At 63.5% G+C, this 19,887-nt stretch carries 18 protein-coding genes; 10 read left to right on the top strand and 8 right to left on the bottom strand.

Features of this window, described 5'->3' with window-relative positions; translation table 11 throughout:
• Positions 1 to 6: 6 nt before the first annotated feature.
• The 3 genes from FFI87_RS21440 (at position 7) to FFI87_RS21430 (ending at position 1,993) form a co-directional block, all read left to right on the top strand.
• Complete coding sequence (locus tag FFI87_RS21440; RefSeq protein WP_138849123.1) at positions 7 to 441, top strand: c-type cytochrome; 435 nt, start codon at positions 7 to 9, stop codon at positions 439 to 441.
• Positions 442 to 645: 204 nt separating this feature from the next.
• Positions 646 to 987: a DUF4148 domain-containing protein gene (locus FFI87_RS21435; RefSeq protein WP_138849125.1), complete on the top strand. Its 342-nt coding sequence runs from the start codon at positions 646 to 648 to the stop codon at positions 985 to 987.
• A 97-nt stretch (positions 988 to 1,084) separates the two neighbouring features.
• Positions 1,085 to 1,993: a LysR family transcriptional regulator gene (locus FFI87_RS21430; RefSeq protein WP_138849126.1), complete on the top strand. Its 909-nt coding sequence runs from the start codon at positions 1,085 to 1,087 to the stop codon at positions 1,991 to 1,993.
• 35 nt (positions 1,994 to 2,028) lie between these two features.
• On the opposite strand, the gene FFI87_RS21425 is transcribed toward FFI87_RS21430, so the two are convergent.
• The gene (locus FFI87_RS21425) at positions 2,029 to 2,454 is read right to left on the bottom strand and encodes a DUF3331 domain-containing protein (protein ID WP_138849128.1); all 426 of its coding nucleotides are present in this window, start codon (positions 2,452 to 2,454) and stop codon (positions 2,029 to 2,031) included.
• Positions 2,455 to 2,718: 264 nt separating this feature from the next.
• A complete protein-coding gene (locus FFI87_RS21420; protein ID WP_138849130.1) occupies positions 2,719 to 3,669 on the bottom strand; it encodes a helix-turn-helix domain-containing protein in 951 nt (316 codons plus the stop codon).
• 636 nt (positions 3,670 to 4,305) lie between these two features.
• Here FFI87_RS21420 and FFI87_RS21415 point away from each other — a divergent pair.
• A complete protein-coding gene (locus tag FFI87_RS21415) occupies positions 4,306 to 5,274 on the top strand; it encodes a LysR family transcriptional regulator (protein WP_138849132.1) in 969 nt (322 codons plus the stop codon).
• A gap of 66 nt (positions 5,275 to 5,340) precedes the next feature.
• Here the strand turns inward: FFI87_RS21415 and FFI87_RS21410 are convergent, their stop codons facing one another.
• On the bottom strand, positions 5,341 to 6,078 hold the full coding sequence (locus FFI87_RS21410; RefSeq protein ID WP_138849134.1) for an SDR family oxidoreductase: 738 nt from the start codon (positions 6,076 to 6,078) through the stop codon (positions 5,341 to 5,343).
• Between the two features lie 301 nt (positions 6,079 to 6,379).
• Here FFI87_RS21410 and FFI87_RS21405 point away from each other — a divergent pair, with 301 nt between their 5' ends.
• From FFI87_RS21405 to FFI87_RS21380, 6 genes are all read left to right on the top strand, one after another.
• A complete protein-coding gene (locus FFI87_RS21405) occupies positions 6,380 to 7,702 on the top strand; it encodes a sensor histidine kinase (protein ID WP_138850208.1) in 1,323 nt (440 codons plus the stop codon).
• A complete protein-coding gene (locus tag FFI87_RS21400; protein WP_138849136.1) occupies positions 7,699 to 8,976 on the top strand; it encodes an MFS transporter in 1,278 nt (425 codons plus the stop codon). The genes FFI87_RS21405 and FFI87_RS21400 overlap by 4 nt, the downstream gene beginning before the upstream one ends.
• Before the next feature lie 213 nt (positions 8,977 to 9,189).
• On the top strand, positions 9,190 to 10,221 hold the full coding sequence (locus FFI87_RS21395) for a DUF4331 family protein (protein WP_138849138.1): 1,032 nt from the start codon (positions 9,190 to 9,192) through the stop codon (positions 10,219 to 10,221).
• A gap of 99 nt (positions 10,222 to 10,320) precedes the next feature.
• Positions 10,321 to 11,409: a HoxN/HupN/NixA family nickel/cobalt transporter gene (locus tag FFI87_RS21390; RefSeq protein ID WP_138849140.1), complete on the top strand. Its 1,089-nt coding sequence runs from the start codon at positions 10,321 to 10,323 to the stop codon at positions 11,407 to 11,409.
• Positions 11,410 to 11,453: 44 nt separating this feature from the next.
• Positions 11,454 to 12,359 carry an SDR family oxidoreductase gene (locus tag FFI87_RS21385; protein ID WP_175710358.1) on the top strand — a complete coding sequence of 302 codons (906 nt, stop codon included), beginning with the start codon at positions 11,454 to 11,456 and terminating at the stop codon, positions 12,357 to 12,359.
• 144 nt (positions 12,360 to 12,503) lie between these two features.
• Positions 12,504 to 13,244, top strand: coding sequence for an SDR family oxidoreductase (locus FFI87_RS21380; protein ID WP_138849141.1), 741 nt, complete (start codon positions 12,504 to 12,506; stop codon positions 13,242 to 13,244).
• A gap of 156 nt (positions 13,245 to 13,400) precedes the next feature.
• Here FFI87_RS21380 and FFI87_RS21375 read toward each other — a convergent pair whose 3' ends face one another.
• The 5 genes from FFI87_RS21375 to FFI87_RS21355 form a co-directional block, all read right to left on the bottom strand.
• Positions 13,401 to 14,087, bottom strand: a complete 687-nt coding sequence (locus FFI87_RS21375; protein WP_244108086.1) for a substrate-binding domain-containing protein — start codon at positions 14,085 to 14,087, stop codon at positions 13,401 to 13,403.
• Between the two features lie 182 nt (positions 14,088 to 14,269).
• On the bottom strand, positions 14,270 to 15,256 hold the full coding sequence (locus tag FFI87_RS21370) for a malate dehydrogenase (RefSeq protein ID WP_138849143.1): 987 nt from the start codon (positions 15,254 to 15,256) through the stop codon (positions 14,270 to 14,272).
• Between the two features lie 103 nt (positions 15,257 to 15,359).
• Positions 15,360 to 16,511 (bottom strand): TDT family transporter, encoded by a 1,152-nt coding sequence (locus FFI87_RS21365; protein ID WP_138849145.1) that lies wholly within the window; start codon positions 16,509 to 16,511, stop codon positions 15,360 to 15,362.
• Between the two features lie 216 nt (positions 16,512 to 16,727).
• Entirely contained in the window at positions 16,728 to 17,264 is a 537-nt protein-coding gene (locus FFI87_RS21360) for a cytochrome b (RefSeq protein WP_138849147.1), read from the bottom strand.
• Positions 17,261 to 18,346, bottom strand: a complete 1,086-nt coding sequence (locus FFI87_RS21355; RefSeq protein ID WP_138849149.1) for a catalase family peroxidase — start codon at positions 18,344 to 18,346, stop codon at positions 17,261 to 17,263. Before FFI87_RS21355 ends, FFI87_RS21360 begins: the two co-directional genes overlap by 4 nt.
• Between the last annotated feature and the right edge of the window lie 1,541 nt (positions 18,347 to 19,887).

Below are 19,887 nucleotides of genomic sequence, written 5' to 3'. Positions count from 1 at the left end.
GACAACATGAACGCAAGACTGAAGCGCATGGCGGTGATGTTGATGGTCCCCGTTTCCGTTGGTGCGTTGCTTGGCCTCGTGGGCCGGCACTACCTTCCCGAGTCCATTGCGGCGCAGGCGGCGCGCCAGGACGCCATCGCGCCGCCGGTGCACTTGAGCGCGCTCAACGTGACGTTGCCGCCCGGCCATTCGGTGTTTCCGCCCGGGCCCGGTGCGGACATCGCCAACGCGAATTGCGTGATGTGCCACTCCACGGGCATGGTGCTGCGGCAACCGCCGCTCACCACCAGCGAATGGAAGGTCGAGATCACGAAGATGCGCAGTGCGTTCGGCGCACCCATTTCACCGGACCAGATCGACGCACTGGCGCATTACCTGAACGCCATCGATGGCCGCAAGCCTCAGGCGGGCCCGTCCGGCGTCGACAATCAGGCGAGCTGAAAGCCATAACCGCGGTGTATGGCACGCATCGAAACAATGCATTTTTCGTGAGCGAGGTGCGCCGATATCCTTGTTTCATCGACTCGCAATCCATCGCGAGGCCGCCGAAACCCGGCAAAGGCAAACGCTGCTGGACAACGGCGGGATCGATCGACAGTGAAAGATGTGTCGCCTTCAATTCAACTCAACTCAAGGAGCTTCATCATGAAAACGCTCGCATGCATCGCCCTCGTCCTCGGCACCCTCGCCGCGCCCGCGCTCAGCTTCGCGCAAAGCAACACGCCGCTCACGCGCGCGCAAGTACGCGCCGATCTGGTCCGCGTCGAGCGCGCTGGCTATAATCCGGCGACCGGAAACGATCCGCAGTATCCGGCGGACATTCAAGCAGCCGAAGCAAAGGTCGCGGCCGAGCAGGCAGCGAGCGGTTTCGGCGGCGCACCGACGGACGGCACCTCGGCAAGCGGCAATCGCGCTCACGTGGCCACGCACGCAGCCGCATCGTGCGTCGGCCCGGCCAGCTTCTGCAATCCCTATTTCGGCAGTTGACCGCTGATGCGCCGCGCACTGTTCAGCCGAGCCCGCCCGCTCGGCAGTTCAGCCGGGTATGCGTAGCGCGCAGCACCCATCGCCTCTCCCCCGCCCCATGAACTTCACTCATCTTCTCGCCTTTTATGAAGTCGCACGCGCCGGCAGCATCAGTGCCGGCGCGGAGCGTTTACACGTCAGTCAGCCGGCCGTCACCCGGGAGGTCCGCGAGCTCGAGGATCGCCTCGGCATCGTGCTGTTCGATCGGCTGCCGCGCGGCGTGGCACTGACGGAAGGCGGCAAGCTGCTCTACGAGTATGCAAGCCGCATCTTTACGCTCGCGGATACTGCCGAGAAAGAGCTCGCGGAGCTTGCGGGCCTCGGCTCGGGTCATATGAAGATCGGTGCGAGCGGCACACTGGGCGTTTTCTTCGTGCCGGAAGCAATCGCGGCGTTCAATGCACGCCATCCCCGTGTCGCCATCGATCTTACGGTCACGAACACCGAGCGCGTGGAAGCGGGTTTGCACGACTTGAGCTTCACGATCGGCTTCATCGAGGGCCCTTTTGACGACTCCATTCTCCATGCTCGACGCATCGGCTCCGACGAGATCACCGTCGTCGCGGCGGCGGGCCACCCGCTTGCGGGGACGAAAGTACGTGCACGGGATCTGGTGGACCGGACCGTGATCATGCGCGAGCCGGGGTCCGGCACGCGCGCGATCATCGAAGAATCGTATCGTCGCGCCGGGCTGGAGATCGAGCCGCTGATGTCGGTAAGCCATACCGAAGCAATCAAGCGGATGCTGCTGTCCCAGCACGCGCTGGCCTACATCTCGACGCTCAGCGTAGCGGACGAGTTGCGACGCGGCGAACTGGCCATTGTCGAGGTCGAGGACATGCGGATCGTGCGGCCGCTACACATGGTCTGGGCGAAAGGGCGATCGCTGTCGCCCAGCAGCCGGGCATTGTTCGACCTGGTGGCGAGCGGCGCGCTGAACACTGCGATCGCAGTGGGCGCAGACTAGCGCGCGGCTCGCCGCTTGCCGCATCGTCGCCGAGGTCAGCGATCGGCTTCCACTTCGCGCAGCACCGACTCGAGAATCATCGCTCCGGCATTGAGCGGCCTCGGACGCCCACGGGGCTGATAGACGGTGTCGCCAGTCCGGACGGGCCGACCACTGATTGCGCACGTCCCGCCTGTGCGGGCGCGCGTCACATGCCAGGTCTGGTCGCCATACGAGCAGTGCGTCGAGTCGCGCCATGCGATCGTCACCGCTGTCGAGCTCACACGATCGACGAAACTCACGGAAACGGCGCGGCGCCCCGCACCGGCCGTTCTCGGCCGCGCATGAGGCGCCGTCCCGCGATCATGCAGCGGCTCCATCGCAGGCGCCACCGGCCGCACATCGTTTCGGCACAATTGGGAGAGCAGGCTCAGCGTCTGCTGCCATGGATCCATCGCCATTACGTCGGTCGAGAAGCTCATCATCGTCCTCGTTGCGTCATAGGTTTCACCGTTTCGACAAGCGTGCGCCGCAAGCGGCGCCGGCGCCGCGGCTATCGGGGCCCGCCTGGCTCGTCACATCGGAGAGCCTGCTCCGCCATCTCGCGGGCGTCATTCGACGAGCGCGCGCCGGCGCCCCTACAACCCGGCAACACATGCGGGACATGAAAGACCGCGTCGCGGCCGTCGCGCAGGTAAGCGCCACGAAGAAATCCCTCACTAATGGCAAGGAAAACCGGTACCCGTTCATCGATCGACATTTGCCTTCGCCCTCCAGCAAAAAGGCGTCTCTCCGACGAAGCGTTTGAACACCGTCGTGAAATGGGCTTGCGAACGGAAGCCGCAACCCAGTGCGACATCGAGCAAGCCATGGCGTGATTCGAGCAGGAGCTGCTGGGCGCGCTCGATGCGCCGCCGCATCAGATATTCGTGAGGCCGCAATCCGGTGGCCCGGCGGAACTGCGCAGCAAAGTGCATCCGCGTCAGCCCGACACTGTGTGCCATATCGGCGAGCCCGATCGATTCCGCAAGGTGCGCTTCGACATAGTCGACCACGCGGCGCATGCGCCACGACGGCAGTGCAGCCGCACCGCGCACTTCGCTCCTGTTCGTCGCGAAGTGGCGAGCCACGATACGCGACACGATCGCGAGGCTGACGCTGTCGGCGAAAACCTTGCCCAATGCCGCGTCCTGCGTGTGGGACACCGCGAGCGCCTGACCGAGCCGCTCGAGCGCCGGATCCCGCATGAGGCGCGGATCGTCGATGACGATGCCGCCGGCATGGGCGCGACCGAAAAGGTCGGCGTAGCATTCGGCCAATACCGTTTGGGATGCAAACAAATGCAGCACGTCGCTGGGCGCGTCGAACACGGCGCGACACGCGATGCCCGGCGCGGTGATTTGCGCGGCACCCGCCGTCAACCGGCCCTGCACAAGCGTGCGGCCCGCGTGCGAGAAGGTCAGCAACGTACATTTGAGGTTGATGCCGATGCAGTGCCAGTTCTCGCTGCAGTCGTTCGTTACCTCGAGCGTCTCGGTACCATTCCGGGTCCAGCGCGAAAGCGCGATGTCGATATCGCGGCCGGCGCCCGGGTCGCGCCACGCGTGTTCGGCAGCAATCGGGCTGGACGCGCGCACACCGGCAAACGCGTCGAAATCGGTGGCTGTCTTGGAAGGACTCGATGACAAAAGAATCATGGCTAGCTACCTGGGAACATGAAGCGTTGCGCACGACCAGTGCGGTGAATACACGGTATCGAAACGAAGCACGGTGCACCAGCCGTACAAAGGAGTTGCGCGAACTTGTCGATGGGTGGGGCCGGTCATATCGAGGTTTAATCCACGAATCGCGGCAGCGCAGCCGTCGGCGCGTTCCGTCGACATGGCGGCAGCTGATCCCCATCCCGCTGCAAGCCGGCGCGAGGGCAATCGGTCGACTCGACGGAAGCCTTCCGGCCGGCGCTGCGGCACCATCGCCGGCGCGTTCCGCGGCTACGAACCGATGGCCCGACCTATACCAAGGTATGAGAAAGGATGCGAAACCGGTCGGCCTTTCGCGCCGTCACCGCTTGGCCGTTGCCCGGTGCACCCATTTCGACGATCGGGCCTTGACGCCGGTCGAACATCCGGACGACAGAACCGAAATCGGCAACGCGCTATACGCGAGGATGAGTCGAAAGTGCCTATCGGGTACCTGCGTATCCCAACGTACGATGGTGCGCAACGGAGCGTCCCGCTATCTTTTGATCTCGTGACAGCATTCCGAAGCGCGCGATCGTCGATCCCGTCTCCTGCTGTCGGACAGTCGAGATTCCTGGACACGACGAGGTATTCATGGACACGCTACTGAGCATGCGGATCTTCTCGCATGTGGTGGAAACGGGCAGTTTCAGTGCGACTGCCGACCATATGGAGTTCAGCAAGGCATGCGTGTCGCGGGCGGTCTCCACGCTCGAGAACCGGTTGCGCGCGAGACTGCTGAACCGCACGACACGCAGCCTGTCGTTGACGGAGTCCGGGCAGCGCTATTACGCCAGATGCAAGCAGATTCTTGCCGATCTGGACGATGCCGAAGCGCAGGCCGGCGGCGCCTATACCGTGCCGCACGGCACCCTGCACGTCCATTGTTCGCCCGAACTCGGACTCCGGCGCTTCACGCAATGCCTCGTCGAATATCAACGCCAGCATCCGGGCGTCAAGCTTCATGTGACGTTCATACCCGGCGCCGCACATCTGATCAACGACCGCGTCGATGTGTCGATCGTGCCCACGGCGTCACTGCCCGATTCCGGGAACGTGAGCCGGATGGTCGGTCAGATCGAGCATGTGCTGGTTGCCGAACCGAAGTATCTTCAGGCCTGCCGAATCGACACATTCGAGCAGATAGCCCCGCACGCGCTGACGCCCATACCCGCGCGCGTTGCGACGCCGAAGCGCCACGCCAGGCTCACCATCGTCAAGCCGGCATCGGCGAACAACGACGGACCGTTCGTCATCGACGACGTCGACGCCACGCGCTTCGCCGTTCTTGCGGGCGCGGGCGTCGCCGCGCTGCCGCTGCACTGCGTGATCGACGACATTCGACAAGGCGCGCTCGTGCGGCTGTTCCCCGACCATCGCCTGGAGCGCACGCCCGTGTTCGTTCTTTACGCGTCGCGGCGTCACGTCGACGCGAAGATCCGAACGTTCGTCGATTTCATGGCGGCGCGCCTGATTGACGTGCTTCAGGCGCCGTCGTGCCCCACTGCCGCAGGTACGTCGGACCCCGCCGCTTGCCTGGACCATCCCGCGCGCGTGGGCTGACCTGCGCGCGGGGCAGAAAGCGGGACGACACCTTCGCGACCTCACGCCGAAGGCGTCCGAACCCGATCAGGCAAAACCGCCGTTGGCATAAAGAATCTGACCGTTGATCCACTGGCCGTCCTCGCCGACGAGAAACGCTACCGTTCCCGCAATATCGTCCGGCTGGCCGAGCCGCTCGAGCGGTGCAAGGTGCGCAAGCCGTTCGATCTGCTCGTCCGTCTTTCCTTTCAGGAACAACTCCGTCGCGACCGGCCCGGGTGCGACCGCGTTAACCGTAATCCGCCGCCCCCGCATCTCGTTGGCCAGCACTCTCACCAGCCCGTCGCCGCCGGCCTTCGACGCGATGTAGGCGCCGTAGCCGGGGAACGACTTGGCGACGACGCTGCTGGAGCAGACGACGATACGGCCGCCGTCGCGCAGATGCGACGCGGCATGCGCCATGACGAGGTAGCTGCCGCGCAGATTGACCTGAATCGTCCTGTCGAATACGTCCAGACCGTCCGGGCCGACAGGTGCGAGCGGCATGATGCCCGCGCAATGGACGACCACATCGAGCCGGCCGAATGCATCCAGCGCACGGTCATAGAGCGCGGCGACATCGTCCGCCGCGCTGATATCGCCCTTGACCGCGATAGCCCGCCCGCCTCGGGCGGTGATGTCCGACACGAGGGCGTCCATCCCGGCGCCGTTTCCGGCGTAGTGGCCCACGATCGCAAATCCGTCCGTCGCGAGTCGCAGCGCGACTGCCTTGCCGATGCCGCCCGACGCGCCGGTGACGAGCGCAACTTTCACCCTATCCGACATATTGGCTCCTTGCAGTTGATGTGACGCACCGGCACAGTCCGATGCTCGCGTCACTATGCAGTGGCCGCCGATGCGGTTTTTTTCGATTCGCACGTTTGTTGAGCCGGAGCAGGCGCCAAGCAGATGAAATACGAGAAGGTTCGCGACGCGCGGTCAGCCACGTCGTATCGTGCCGACATGCCGAATGCCTTGTTCGCAGGACATTATGGTTTTGTATAATCGCCGCACTTTTCCCGAGACGCCTTCGTCCACGACATACAGCGATGCTCGACCTCACTTCGCACGTATTCGAACTCGCCCCATGAACGGACCCAACGGCAAGTCGCCGAGCTTATCGACACGGAAACCGTCAGGCCCGGCGGGGGAATCCGCGGCGGAAGCGCGCGTCGAAACCGACTCGGTGTTTCGCGACGCGCCCATACCGATCCTCATAGAGGACTGGTCCGGCATCAAGGCGTGGGTCGACTCGCTCAAGGCATGCGGCGTGACGGATCTGGATGCCTACATCGACGACCATCCGCACGTGATCGACAAGCTGCGCGAGCGACACGCGTTCATCGACGCAAACGGCGCCGCGCTCGCCCTGTTCGACGCAGAATCGAAGGCGCTGTTTTTCGAACAGTCGCGCAGGTTGCTTCCGGCGAATCGCATCAGCAACTCGCAGGTATTGCGTGCGATGTTCGACGGGCACGCGTTCTGCCAGGGCGAACGCCTGCTATCGACCCTCACCGGCAGAAAAGTACCCATCGTGTGGCGGTGCTCGCTGCCGACCGAGCCGGCGCAATATCGTCGTCTGCACTTCTATGCGTTCGACGTGACCGAGCACAAGGAAAACAGCGAGCGCCTGGAGGCGTTACGCGCGCAGATGGCACGAACGGCCCGAGTATCGATGGTCGGGCAACTTGTCGCGTCGATTACGCACGAAATCGGCCAGCCGCTCGGTGCGGTCCGTACCGCGCTCGACGCAGCCGCCCGCTGGATGGACCGCGCCGAGCCGAATATCGGCGAAGCATTGGCCGCGTTCCGGTACGCGGCACGGTGGACCGACGATATTGCGGCCATCTGCCAGCGTTTGCGCGGGTTCCTCGTCGGCGCGCCGGTCGAGGCGGTCGAAGTCGACTGTGCCGAAATCGTGCAATCCGCGATGCTGCTGGTCGCGTCGGAGGCGAATGCGCATGCAATCGCCGTCTCGATGAATATCGAGCCGGGCATACGCGCGCATGCCGACCGCATTCAGCTTCAGCAGGTGTTGACCAACCTGCTGATCAACGGCATTCATGCGATTTCCGCCGTCGAGCTCAAGGATCGCGCGCCGCAACTGACCGTGAGCGTGCGCCGCCACGACACCATGCAGATACTTTTCGAAGTCTGCGATTCGGGATGCGGCATCATGGCTGCTCAACCGGACTCGGTCTTTCAACCCCTTTCCAGCACGAAGAGCAACGGAATGGGGATGGGTCTGCCGATCTCGAAGTCGATCGTCGAAGCGCACGGCGGTGCGATATGGATCGAGCAAACCGGCCCACGAGGAACGACTTTCTGCTTCACCGTGCCGAGCTTTCCCGATGCGTTCGCCACCGGTAAGCCGCAAGCGTCCGCACCTCGAGGCGACCAGGCCGCATGAGACGATCCTGGAACGATGCCGACGCAGCGTCTGCACACAGGCTCACGGCGGGCACCCTCGCCACGATTGTGCTTGCCAACGCTGTCGAGTTCTTCGACTACTTCTGCTATACGGTCTTCGCCGCGTTCATCGCCCATGCTTTTTTCCCGCACGCATCGGCCGCATACGGCCGGATGTTGTCGCTTGGCACTTTTGCGGCCGGATTCCTGTCCCGCCCGATCGGCGCGCTGGCGATCGGCCTCCACGCGGACACTGCCGGACGCAAGCCGGCGTTACTGCTCAGCGCGGCGCTCGTCACCGCAGGTTCGGTCGGTGTCGCGGTGACGCCGGACTACGCGACGCTGGGCATCGGCGCACCGATAGCCGTGCTCATCTGCCGGATCCTGCAGGGCTTGGCAGTCGGCGGGGAAATGGGATCGTCGGGCGCATTGTTGATCGAGCGTTGTCCGCCCGCGCGCAAGAGCTTTTATGCGGGATGGCTGATGGCGGGACAGGGACTCGCGCTGATCGCCGCCGGCAGTTGCGGTATTGCGATTTTCAACCTGCTCACGACCACGCAAATTCAGCACTGGGGCTGGCGCATACCGTTCGCGCTAGCGGGCATGCTCATACCCGTCCAGCTCTATTTGCGCCGCAAGATCGACGAGACGTGGCGGGTGCCGCGCGACGGACACGCGGTGCGCAACATGCTCGTCGGGTATCGGTCGCAGTGGCTGCTCGCGATCGCATTGATCTTCGGCGGCACCGTACCGACCTATGTCGCGACCTACGCGACCACGGCCGGCGTCGCCGGTCCGCCACCGACTGCATACGCGGCCTTTGTGACGACGGTGGCGGTCGGCGCGGTCACGCTGGCGCTGTCGTTGGCAGGCGGCTGGCTCGCGGATCGAATCGGCCGACTGCGGACCATCGGCCTGTCGCGCGCCGTCACCATGCTGGCCGTGCTGCCGGCGTTCCATTACGCGGCGACGCATCCGCAACCCGTCGTATTGCTCTGCGTGGTCGCGCTGTTCGCCGGCTTGTCCGCCATCGCCGGCGCACCGAGCATCGTCGTCATCCTCGAGATGTTCCCGATGCGGGGCCGCGCCGTCGCGATGTCGGTCGTGTATGCGACCGGTGTCGCGCTGTTTGGCGGCACGACCCCGTTCGTGGTTGCATCGGTGGACGCATGGACGGGCCTGCACACCGCCGCCGGCTGGTATGTCTGCGTGTCCGCCGCGATTACGCTGATTGCGGTTCTCCAGGTTCGCACCGTGCGCAGCGCGAACGCATAACGTCCAGCCGCCGGTCCGCACGCCTGCGCAGCCGTCGGCACACGTGCATGGTATCGATGCCGTGCAAATCGGAAACGGCACTGCCTTTCCTGACAGCGCCCGTTCGCCTGGCGCGCCACACTCCTTTCCGTCATCCAGCGCGATGCATCGCGGCCGGTGTCCACGACACCGCGCCGCCGCCATCCTCATTGATCTTACGGAAAGGATCGAACCATGTCGCACCATCTCGACTCCCCGCTCGCCCGGCAGGACATCCGTCTCGACATCACCGACCTGTACTGCTTTCGAGGCGAGACCGGCACCGTATTCGTCATCAACGTTTGCCATTCGATTGCCGGCGACGTGCCGACCCCCGGCTACCACCCCGAGGGGTTCTATGAATTCAAGATCGACCTCGATCAGGACGCAGTCGAGGATGTGACCTATCGCATCACGTTCGACGAGCGGGACGCCGGCGGCAAGCAGCATTTCGTCGTGCGCCGCATCGTCGGCGCCGCGGCTACGGATCCGCATGCAGCCGGCGACGTCGTTGCGCAAGGCGACACCGACGAGACGATTACGGCGCCGTCCGGCCTGCGCGTGTGGGCAGGACGCGCAGGAGATCCGTTCTGGATCGAGCCTGACGTCCTTCACGCAGTCGGCCACGCGTTCCAGGACGGACAGCCGCTCGATCTCGGTACGTGGCAGCCCGGCGACGCGCGCAATCTGTTCGCCGGTCACACCGTGTATTCGATCGTTCTGGAAGTGCCTGACGCCGAGTTGCTCGCCACAGCGAACGGCAACCGGAGAATCGGCGTGTGGGCGGTCGCGACCCTCGCGACCGACAGCGGCGGCTGGCGACCGATCAATCGTGTCGGTCTCCCGATGATTCATCCGCTCTTCACCCAGTACAACGAGGACCTCGGCGACCGGCTGAACGGCGGCCGCCCCGCCGACGACTTCGAAACGTACGGCGCAACGCTCATCCAGTCGATCGCCGGCGCGGTGCGAGCCAACGGAACGGCCGAAGACCCGGACGGCTATGCAGCAGCCGTCGCACACCGCCTGCTTCCGAACGTTCTGCCGTACACGGTCGGGACGCCGGCCGTATTCGGCTTCGCGCAATGGAATGGGCGATCCATGACCGACAACGCACCGGATGTGATGTTCTCGATCGCCGCAAATACGCCGATCAGTCTCGGGATCGGGAAAGAATCGGTCACGTCGAAACCGACGTCGACGTTCCCGTACGTGCCCAGGGCCTGAAGCAAGTCGGCGGCGCGCGGCGCCGCCGACTTTCCCTACGGCAGATGACGGCGCTGCGTCGGCCGACCCGTTTCTCCCGATCTTTTTGACGAGATTTCCATGTCTGCAAGCCATGACATTCGTCGTTTTTCCCATCACCGGTCGGCAACCGTTTCACTGGCCGCAGTCGCCATGTTCATCGTCGTTCTGCACGTCGTCGGCTGGGGTACGTTGCTTGCGTTCATCGTTCCGCACCATCTCAGTGTCGGCTCCCGAGCCTTTGGCATCGGCGCCGGCGTGACGGCGTACTCGCTGGGCATGCGGCATGCGTTTGACGCCGACCACATCGCGGCGATCGACAATACCACGCGCAAACTGCTCGGTGAAGGCCAGCGGGCGTCGAGCGTCGGATTCTGGTTCTCGTTCGGTCATTCGAGCGTCGTGTTCGGGCTCGCCATCTTCATCGCGCTCGGCATGCATTCCCTGTCGGCGCATGTACTCGACGCCGGCTCGCCGCTGCGCATGCTGACAAGCACCGTTGGCGCGATCGTCTCCAGCGTGTTCCTTTATTCGATAGCGATACTGAACATCGCCGCGTTTTACGATCTTTGCACGGCATTTCGGCGCATGCGGAGCGGCCGGCTCGACGAAGCGCAGCTCGAACGATGCCTCCAATCGCGCGGCCTGATCAGCCGTTTTCTCGCGCCGCTGATGCGTATCGTGCGCAAGCCCGGCCAGATGTACTTCGTCGGCGTCCTGTTCGGACTCGGCTTCGATACTGCAACGGAAATCGCACTGCTGGTGCTGACCGGCGCAGGAGCCGCGTCGGGCCTGCCGTGGTACGCGATTCTCTGTCTGCCCGTGCTGTTCGCCGCCGGTATGCTGCTGTTCGACACGATCGACGGCTCGTTCATGACGCTTGCGTACCGATGGGCACTCGCACAACCCATCCGCAAGATCTACTACAACCTCGTCGTCACCGGTCTCTCCATCGGCTTCGCGCTCATCATCGGAACGATCGAGATGCTCGGCCTGCTCGGCAATGCTTTCCACACGCACCGCACGTCAGGTGCGTGGCTGCCGGCACTCGACCTCAACCACATGGGGTTCGCGATCGTCGGCCTGTTCGTCGCGACATGGGCGGTGTCCGCCGCGATATGGAAGTTCGGACGAATCGAACGACGCTGGGCACGCGGTGGAGACGCATGATTCTTCACCGGTTTGACGTTCACTCACCACCAAGGAAACCCATCATGAGCAAGGTCATACTCATCACCGGCGCGTCGAGCGGCTTCGGCAGGCTCACGGCAGAAGCACTCGCACATGCCGGTCACATCGTCTACGCGTCAATGCGCGATACGGCCGGGCGTAACGCAGCGGTAACCGGGCAAATGAGCGCACTCGCGCGCGAGCCAAGCATCGACCTGCGCACGCTCGAACTCGACGTGCAGTCGGACGCGTCGGTCGCGCGCGCGGTCACCACGGTTCTGGAGCAGGCCGGCGGCATCGACGTGCTGATCCACAATGCCGGGCACATGGCATTCGGCCCGGCCGAAGCGTTTACGCCCGAGCAGTATGCGCAGTTGTACGACATCAACGTAGTGAGTACCCAACGGGTGAACCGGGCGGTCCTCCCTCACTTCCGTGAACGGCAGCAAGGCTTGCTGGTGTGGGTATCGAGCAGCAGCGCCGCGGGCGGCACACCGCCCTATCTCGCGCCGTACTTCGGTGCGAAGGCGGCGATGGATGCGATTGCCGTGTTGTACGCGCGCGAATTGTCGCGCTGGGGAATCGAGACGTCGATCATCGTCCCGGGCGCGTTCACGCAGGGCACCAATCATTTCGCTCATGCCGGGCTCCCGGCTGACACCGCCCGCGCCGCCGAATACGACGCAGGCCCTTACGCGAACTTCGGCCGCGAAGTCCAGGAGGCATTCGCCGCGATCGTCCCACCCGACGCCCGCGCGGATCTCGTCGCCGACGCGATCGTGGACGTAGTCGCGAAGCCGGCTGGCAAACGCCCGTTCCGCGTGCATGTCGATCCGACCGAAGACGGCGCGAACGTCGGTTTCGCCGTGCTCGACCGGCTGCGCGCCGAGATGCTGCATCGCGTCGGACTGTCCGACCTTCTCGCGCCGCGCCTCCGCCCGTCATCGTGAGCCGGCACACCAGATCGATTTGACGGCGCAGCCGTAGCGGCGTACCGACGCGTCGTTTCGATACCGATATCTTTCACCACCGTCCGGGCACGCCGTACGACGAACATTCGTTCACGGCTGCCCGGCACATCGCAGGAGCATGACATGATCCAAACTTCCGAAAAGGTTGCCCTGGTTACCGGTTCCTCGCGCGGCATCGGCGCCGATATCGCGGTTCGCCTCGCGCGCGATGGCTTCAAGGTCGTCGTGAACTATGCCAGCAACGCGACGCCGGCCGAGGAAGTCGCCGCAACGATTCGCGAGAACGGCGGCGACGCGTTGCTCGTCAAGGCCGACATCGCCGATCCGGCCGCGACCATCGCCATGTTTGACGCGACGGAGAAGGCCTATGGCGGCGTCGACGTCGTCGTCAACAGCGCAGGCGTCATGAACCAGGCAAAGATCGCGGATTTCGACGATGCAACGTTCGATCGCACGGTCGCCATCAACTTCAAGGGCGCGTTCAACGTGTCGCGCGAAGCCGCGCGCCGCGTTCGCGACGGCGGCCGGATCATGAACCTGACGACGAGCGTGACCGGCGTGCGCTTGCCGACGTATGCCGTCTATATCGCGACGAAGTGCGCGGTCGAGGGACTGACTCAGGTGCTCGCCCAGGAGCTCCGCGGACGCGGCATCAGCGTCAACGCCGTGGCGCCGGGCCCCGTTGCCACCGAGCTGTTCCTCGCCGGCAAGAGCGCCGAGCTCATCGATCGGATGGCGAAGATGAATCCGCTCGAACGGTTGGGGCAGCCGTCGGACATTTCAGCCGTCGTCGCGTTTCTCGCCAGCCCCGAAGGCGCGTGGATCAACGGCCAGATCGTACGTGCGAACGGCGGCATGTGCTGAATCGCGCGGCCGGAACGGCATCCGTCGCGGACGCCGTACGGATGCCGTTCCAGGTCGCGCATTGCAACGGGCGCTTTCTTCCGAAAGCGCCCGCACCCGGCCGGCTCGTTCTGATGGATGACCACCGAGGGTCGGCCGTTCCGCTCCGTCATGCACTCAGCGCACCCATCCCTCGGTCTTCATGATTGCGGCTCCGCGATCGCTGTTCAGGAAATCGAGGAACTGCGTTGCCTCAGGATCGGCATCCGGAGCGAGCGCAACATTGACGTCTCTCCAGATCGCTCTGTTCGCGGGCAGGCTGACGTAATCGGCTTTGTCGGCATGCGTGATCGGCCAGTCGGGCCACGTGACCCAGGCATCCGCGTCCTTGTCGACGAACATCCGGAAGCTCGGCCCGCTGCCCTTGCCGAATCCGACGATGTTCCGGCGGAACCGCCTGACGTCGTCAAGACGCCCCATGCGGCCGGCGATGTCTTCCCACGTGCCCGTGCCCGACGTATTCGCCACGCCCGCGCCTTCCGTGACGACGATACGCACGCCATCCGCGAGCAGATCGTCGAAGCCGCGGATGTGTTTCGGATTGCCTTTCTTCACGGCGATGACGGCCGGCCGGATATAGATCGGCGTCACGTCGCTCCATCGAAACACCTGGTAGGTTTCGAGGAGGCCGGCCATATCTTCTTCCGACGTCCCCCACAGAATATCGGCATCGGCTTGCGCCTTTCGGCTCCACGTCGGCTCCGGTCCGCCGGTCACCTCCACCCTGATGCCCGTTTCGTCAGTGAAGACCTTCGCGACTTTCGCGAATGCGGTATCCGGGCCGCCTGCGCCGTACAAACGCACGATGCCGTCTCGCGCATCGCGCCGTATCGTCGGATCGGGCGTCTCATGCGCGAACGCGCCGCACGAAAACGTGAGGATTGCCAATGATACGACTGTCTTCTTTCTCAAGGTGCTGAACACGATGTGGCCCTTTAAGTGAGTTGCTTCGGGAATTGATCGGTTTCGATCCGATTCGGATCGTCCTACGGCGCAAGAATCGCTCGCACGGCCTGCATTTCGTCCATCAGTTCCGCAACCGATGCATCGATGCGGGCGCGCGCGAACGCGTCGATCTCCAGATCCGGCACGACACGATAGCGGCCGTCGCTGCAGATCGTCGGCATCCCGAACATCAGGCCGCGCGGAATGCCGTACTCGCCGTCCGACACGATGCTCATCGACACCCACCGGCCGTCGCTTCCGCGAATCCAGTCGCGCATCTGGTCGATCGCCGCATTGGCCGCCGACGCCGCGGACGATGCGCCGCGCGCTTCGATAATCGCGGTGCCGCGGCGTGCGACTTCCGGAATGAACGTGTCGAGATACCAGCGCTCGTCGCCGACCCGCATTGGCGCGGGCTGCTGGTCGATCAGCGCATGACGATAGTCGGGAAACATGGTCGGCGAATGATTACCCCACACAACCATGCGGGTGACGGCGTCCACCGCTACGCCGCATCGGGCGGCCAGCTTCGACACGGCGCGATTGTGGTCGAGACGGATCATCGCGGTAATTGCGTCCGCCGGCAGGTCGGGCGCGTAGTAGCGTGCCACCCACGCGTTGGTATTGGCCGGGTTGCCGACGACGAGCACCTTGACCTGCCTGCTCGCCACTTCGTTGAGCGCATAGCCCTGGGCACGAAAGATGGCGGCGTTCGCAGCCAGCAGATCGCGCCGCTCCATGCCTTTGCCGCGCGGGCGCGAGCCGACGAGCATCGCGTAATCGGCGTCGCGAAACGCCACGCGCGGATCGTCGCTGATTTCGATCGACTGCAGAAGCGGGAATGCGCAGTCTTCCAGTTCCATCACTACGCCACGCAGCGCTTGCAACGCGTGCGGCAGTTCCAGGAGCTGAAGGATGACGGGCTGATCGTCGCCGAGCAAATCGCCGCGGGCGATTCGGAACAGCAACGAATAGGCAATTTGACCGGCCGCCCCGGTCACGGCCACACGGCGGGCGGGTTTGGACATGCTGGATCTCCTTCGAAGGTTCGATGACGGACATGGACATCGCTCAACTCCGACCGACCGCGTGGTGCACGTGCGGCCGGCCGGAGCGGGTTCGACGATTCGTTCAGCCGAGTGCGGATCGTGCCCGGCCGACGAGGCAGGGGGCGTGGAACAGTTCGCCTCGGGCGAGGCCGCGCAGCGTGCGGGACAGCACGACCAACCACAGTCCGCCGAGCAGCGCCGCCAGCGCCATTCCCAGTGCGGCAAACGCGATAAAGTCCGTGGTCCGATAGAGGCTGAGCGTCACGACGGTGTAGACGCCGAGCGGAAACGTGAATCCCCACCATCCCAGATTGAACGGCAGCCCGTCGCGGGAATACCGCAGCGTGAACAGCATCGCCATGGCCAGCCACCACAAGCCCACACCCCAAAGCAGCAAGCCGCCGATCAAGCCGATGTCGCGCGCGACGATCGCAGTCGCCTCGAACGACGTGCCGGCAAACGCATCCGGTGCAACGTGGCCGAGTGCGAGCAAGCCCAGCGCGCCGGTTCCGATCGGCCCCAGCGTCAACCAGCTGGACGGGCCGAGATCGCGATGCGGCAGCTTGTGGATCACCAGCCGGAAGAACACGACCGTGAGCACGGTAAAGGCGAGCGACACCGACACGGCCCACAGCACGTAACCGGCGGCCACCAGAAAGCGCGCGGTCTGTGCGTCGACATGCGGCGCGAGTACGGCGGCGCTCGACGCGGCCACTTCAGGCGCGACGATGGGCAGCAGCAACACGGCCGTGATGCGCTCGAGCGCGTGGTCCTGCGCGGTGAACATCATGTAGGGCACACCGACGGCGACGGCGAGTGCCAGTACCGCATCGACGCACCACAAGCCGTAGGCCAGCTGGCTCACTGCTTCGCTCGCATGCGGGCCGGCGAATATCACCAGGCCGTTGATGACGGGTGCGAGCCCCATCGGCACCGCGCCGAGAAACATCGACTGCAGCGGGTGATGCAACATCGGGCGGATCGTTTCCGGATAGAAGATCCAGCGCGCCAGCAGCATGCCGGCGAACACGATGTAAAGCACGCTATCGGCCACCCACAGCGTGTGCGCCAACGTCATCTGCGCTGCAAAGTGCCATGGCAATGCGGCAATGACGAGAAACACGATTCCGTTGCCCATCGTCATCGCGAACCAGTTCGGCGTGAATTGCCGAATCTTCTCGGCGAGCTTTTGTCGGCTATGAGCCACCGTCGTGCCAGGCGTTGTCGTTTTCATCGCTGTTCTCTCGGAACGGATTGAATATCGACAATGTAGGTAGGTGCGATCCATACGAAAAATACATACTTCGCATACGTCACATACCTTCGACTTATGGCTCCGTCGCTCATGACGCTTCCGCGCAAGCGCCCTCGGGAGCGCGCTTGCGCCGGCAAGCACGATCGCCGGGGCCGTGATTCGAAGGCCGCCCCCGCGCACGAACCCAGCTCGGCACTATCGGCCGCCGGCCATGCTCTCGAAGACGCCGTCGCGCCGGATCCATGCGTGCAAGAGCGCAGCAGCGAGATGGCCGACGATCAACAGGAAAAATGCATAAGCGAGCAGCCCGTGCAAGCGGCGCAGCTGACCGTAGACGACGATGTCGTGCGGCAAGATCGGAAACAGCTCGACACCTTTCCACATCGAGATCGGATAGCCGCCTGCGGACTGCATCGCCCAACCGATCAGCGGCATAGCAATCATCAAGCCGTAAAGCAGGTAATGCGATAGCTTCGCGACAGTAGCCTGCAACGGCGGAATGCCCGACGGCAAAGGCGGCGGCCGGTGCGTCACACGCACGCCAAGCCGGATCAGCGCCAGCAGCAGGATCGCGATGCCGAGCGGCCGATGCAGCGCCAGCAATTGCGGGTATCGCGCGCTGACTGTCGATACCATGCCTGCTCCGACGAACAGCATGGCAATGATCAGCATGGCCATCAGCCAGTGCAGGACACGGGCCGGCACGGAAAAGCTCGGGTTCTGGCTCGTCATTTCGCAGCTCCATGGTCGTGTTCGAGCGTAATGGCATCCGGGCGCGGACCTTCCGCCGCACGTCGATTGAACGATACCGAGTAGGCCGCGGAGCGCGCAGGCAATAGCGGATCGTCGGATGGTGCGATGCCTTTCGGCAATATCAGCGGATCGTAATTGAAGTCCCGGCAATGTCCGTCCGCTTCCGTCGCGATTGCATCGAACACGAGCGTGCCCGCGTCGATGCGTCGATGCGGCCCGCTCCACGCAATCGTTGCGTTGTCGGTGCGATCCGCGGGATTGGCCTCCACGAGCACGAGATGCCACTTCACCGGCCCTTCATGGACACGCTCGAGCAGATCGTCGAACAGGAAGTTTGTGGGCAGCGTGCCTGCCGTGCGCTTGTCCAGTGCAGCGAACGGCTGCTTCGGCTCGAATTGCCAGCGCACAAACCGTGCGACGCCACGCGCGTCGATGAAGCGAAACGCGTTGATGCTGTAATACGTGCCGTTTGCAAAGCCGGAGGGCATTGGCGTCTTCTCCAGATAATCGAAGAAGCGTTGCGTCTCGGGATGCGTGGAAAGAAAAGCCTTCATCCGGCCGGGATCGGGCTGTCCGGTAGCGCGATCAGGTGTCGATGCGACCTGTAGCGCGACGAAATCGGCTGGATTCGATACGACGAAGATGGGCGTTTGATCGAGCGCCATGCGCCACTCTTCACCGTCTGCCAGCGCGAATCGCATGCCGAGCCCACGAAATATCTGATCGCTGTCCGCGCCGGTCGGCACGCTTCCGCCGGTATTGAAGCGACCGGTTACCGGCACTGAACCGGTGCGGAACAGCGCCGCCGTGGACAGCGCTCTACCCGCGCCGTTCGAATCGAAGTGGCCTGCGACACAAATGCCCTTCGTATGGGCGCGTCGAAACCCGGGGAACACCTTGCCCGTATTGGACTGAAGTGAATCGATCAGCACGGCGCCGCTCAGCCGGGCGGGCACGAGCCAGCCGCCTGTCCATGCGAATGCCGATGCGAACGATAGAACGATGAGCACAATGGCCGCTATCGCGAGAAATGGGCGGCGGGAAGGGCCGGGAGACACCATTGGATATGCTCCTGAGACGATCGAGTAGATGGCCGCGACGCGCAACGGCGCCTCGACACCGCAACTGCAAAGGTTGCGCAGCAGGCGGAGCGACTATGTCAGGAAATATCCGGAATCCGTTTGGTGTTCGCACGGCCGATTGCAGATCGACACGCGCAGTTCGCCCATGCCTGCCTGACGTACCGGAACGCATGCATCTGGAACACATGAGCGTGCGTTTCCGAAGCACCGCGCGCCATTGCGCAACGTCGTGCAGTGAATTCGAGGCAAGCTTCGTCAACCGTGCTCATGCGCCGTACGTAGCTGCTCAACCGAGTTCGGCGTCCATCTGCGCAAACAACCAGGGAGCGAGTCCGATGAAATCGATGAACGCGATCCAGATTCGCGTAGCCTGCGTGGCTGCCCTGCTCGCGTGCGCGACTGGCTTCGGCCATGCGGCACAGTCCCCGCGCTTTTCAGATGCGATGACCGAGGTTGAAACGGATCTGGTCACGCCATTGGAACGGATCTCGACCGATGGTCGACTCGTGTGCACGATCGCAGGCAATGCCGATTCGAAGGATCGGAGGACCGTTATGGAGCCATCGAGCCCCTCACGAGTTGCTTCGTCACGAAGGCCGAAACGCGTCGTCACTCGCCGACAGGAACCGCTCCACCATTCTCCCTGTTACCCGACGAGTGTTGACGACGCAAAGGACTGGACGTAGGTACCATCCGAATGGGCAAATCGGTCGATCTCCGCACGAGCATCGAGGTCGGGGTAGGAGCTACATCGTTATCCCGAACGTCGGCCCTTGGCCATGCGAGATTCGAATACGTCGGACGCTCCCCTAATGATCCCGGCCGGAGCAAGTAGCACATCGTTCGAATTCGGAAGATATGTCGCAAGCAAGGCCGAGAGTACAAAGCCGGATGGGATCCCCGACAACAGGCGACGACGCAGATAGCTGACATGCATCCTTCGATGCCCGCTCTTTGCCGAGCACGGTCAGGCGTAATCGCTCATCGTCCCGAAGCTTGGATGCGATGAATGCAAAAGCGCCTATTGCACCTCCAAGCATACCATTGGCGACGTCGAGATATTTTCAGAGAAACACTAGCGTTATGATTTAGTGGTTATTTAAAAGAGTCGTGCGAATACGAAAATGTCTGTCCCGGGTTCGGGTAGACTAATCCTGAGCACAACACAAAAACGCGTTGATGCTCGCGGTCGCAATTTACTTGCAATATTCATGCCTGATTAACCACCAATTATTGGAGAGCGACTCATGTTCAACACCAAGGCCAAATTGATTATCTCCTCTCTCTTGGCTGCATCGGCTGTAGCAGCTTTGTCATTTTCCCAAGCGGCCAACGCTTGCATTGGCTATTGCACTGGCGGTTGGTGATCGGTAATTTAGAAATACTACCAGTGATATTTTTCCTTGTCGGTGGTAATAGGCTGAAGGTGCCGTAACCGTCAAGTGCTGGACACCCCCCATGTATCCCACTGCATGGGGGCTAATTTGTTGTGACCTGCCCCCTACAAACAGGGCCAGCCG

Source organism: Burkholderia sp. KBS0801 (genome assembly GCF_005937855.2).
Classification (GTDB): domain Bacteria; phylum Pseudomonadota; class Gammaproteobacteria; order Burkholderiales; family Burkholderiaceae; genus Burkholderia; species Burkholderia ambifaria.
The sequence above is the reverse complement of the archived record's forward strand: the minus strand, read 5'-3'. Positions and strand labels throughout refer to the sequence as shown.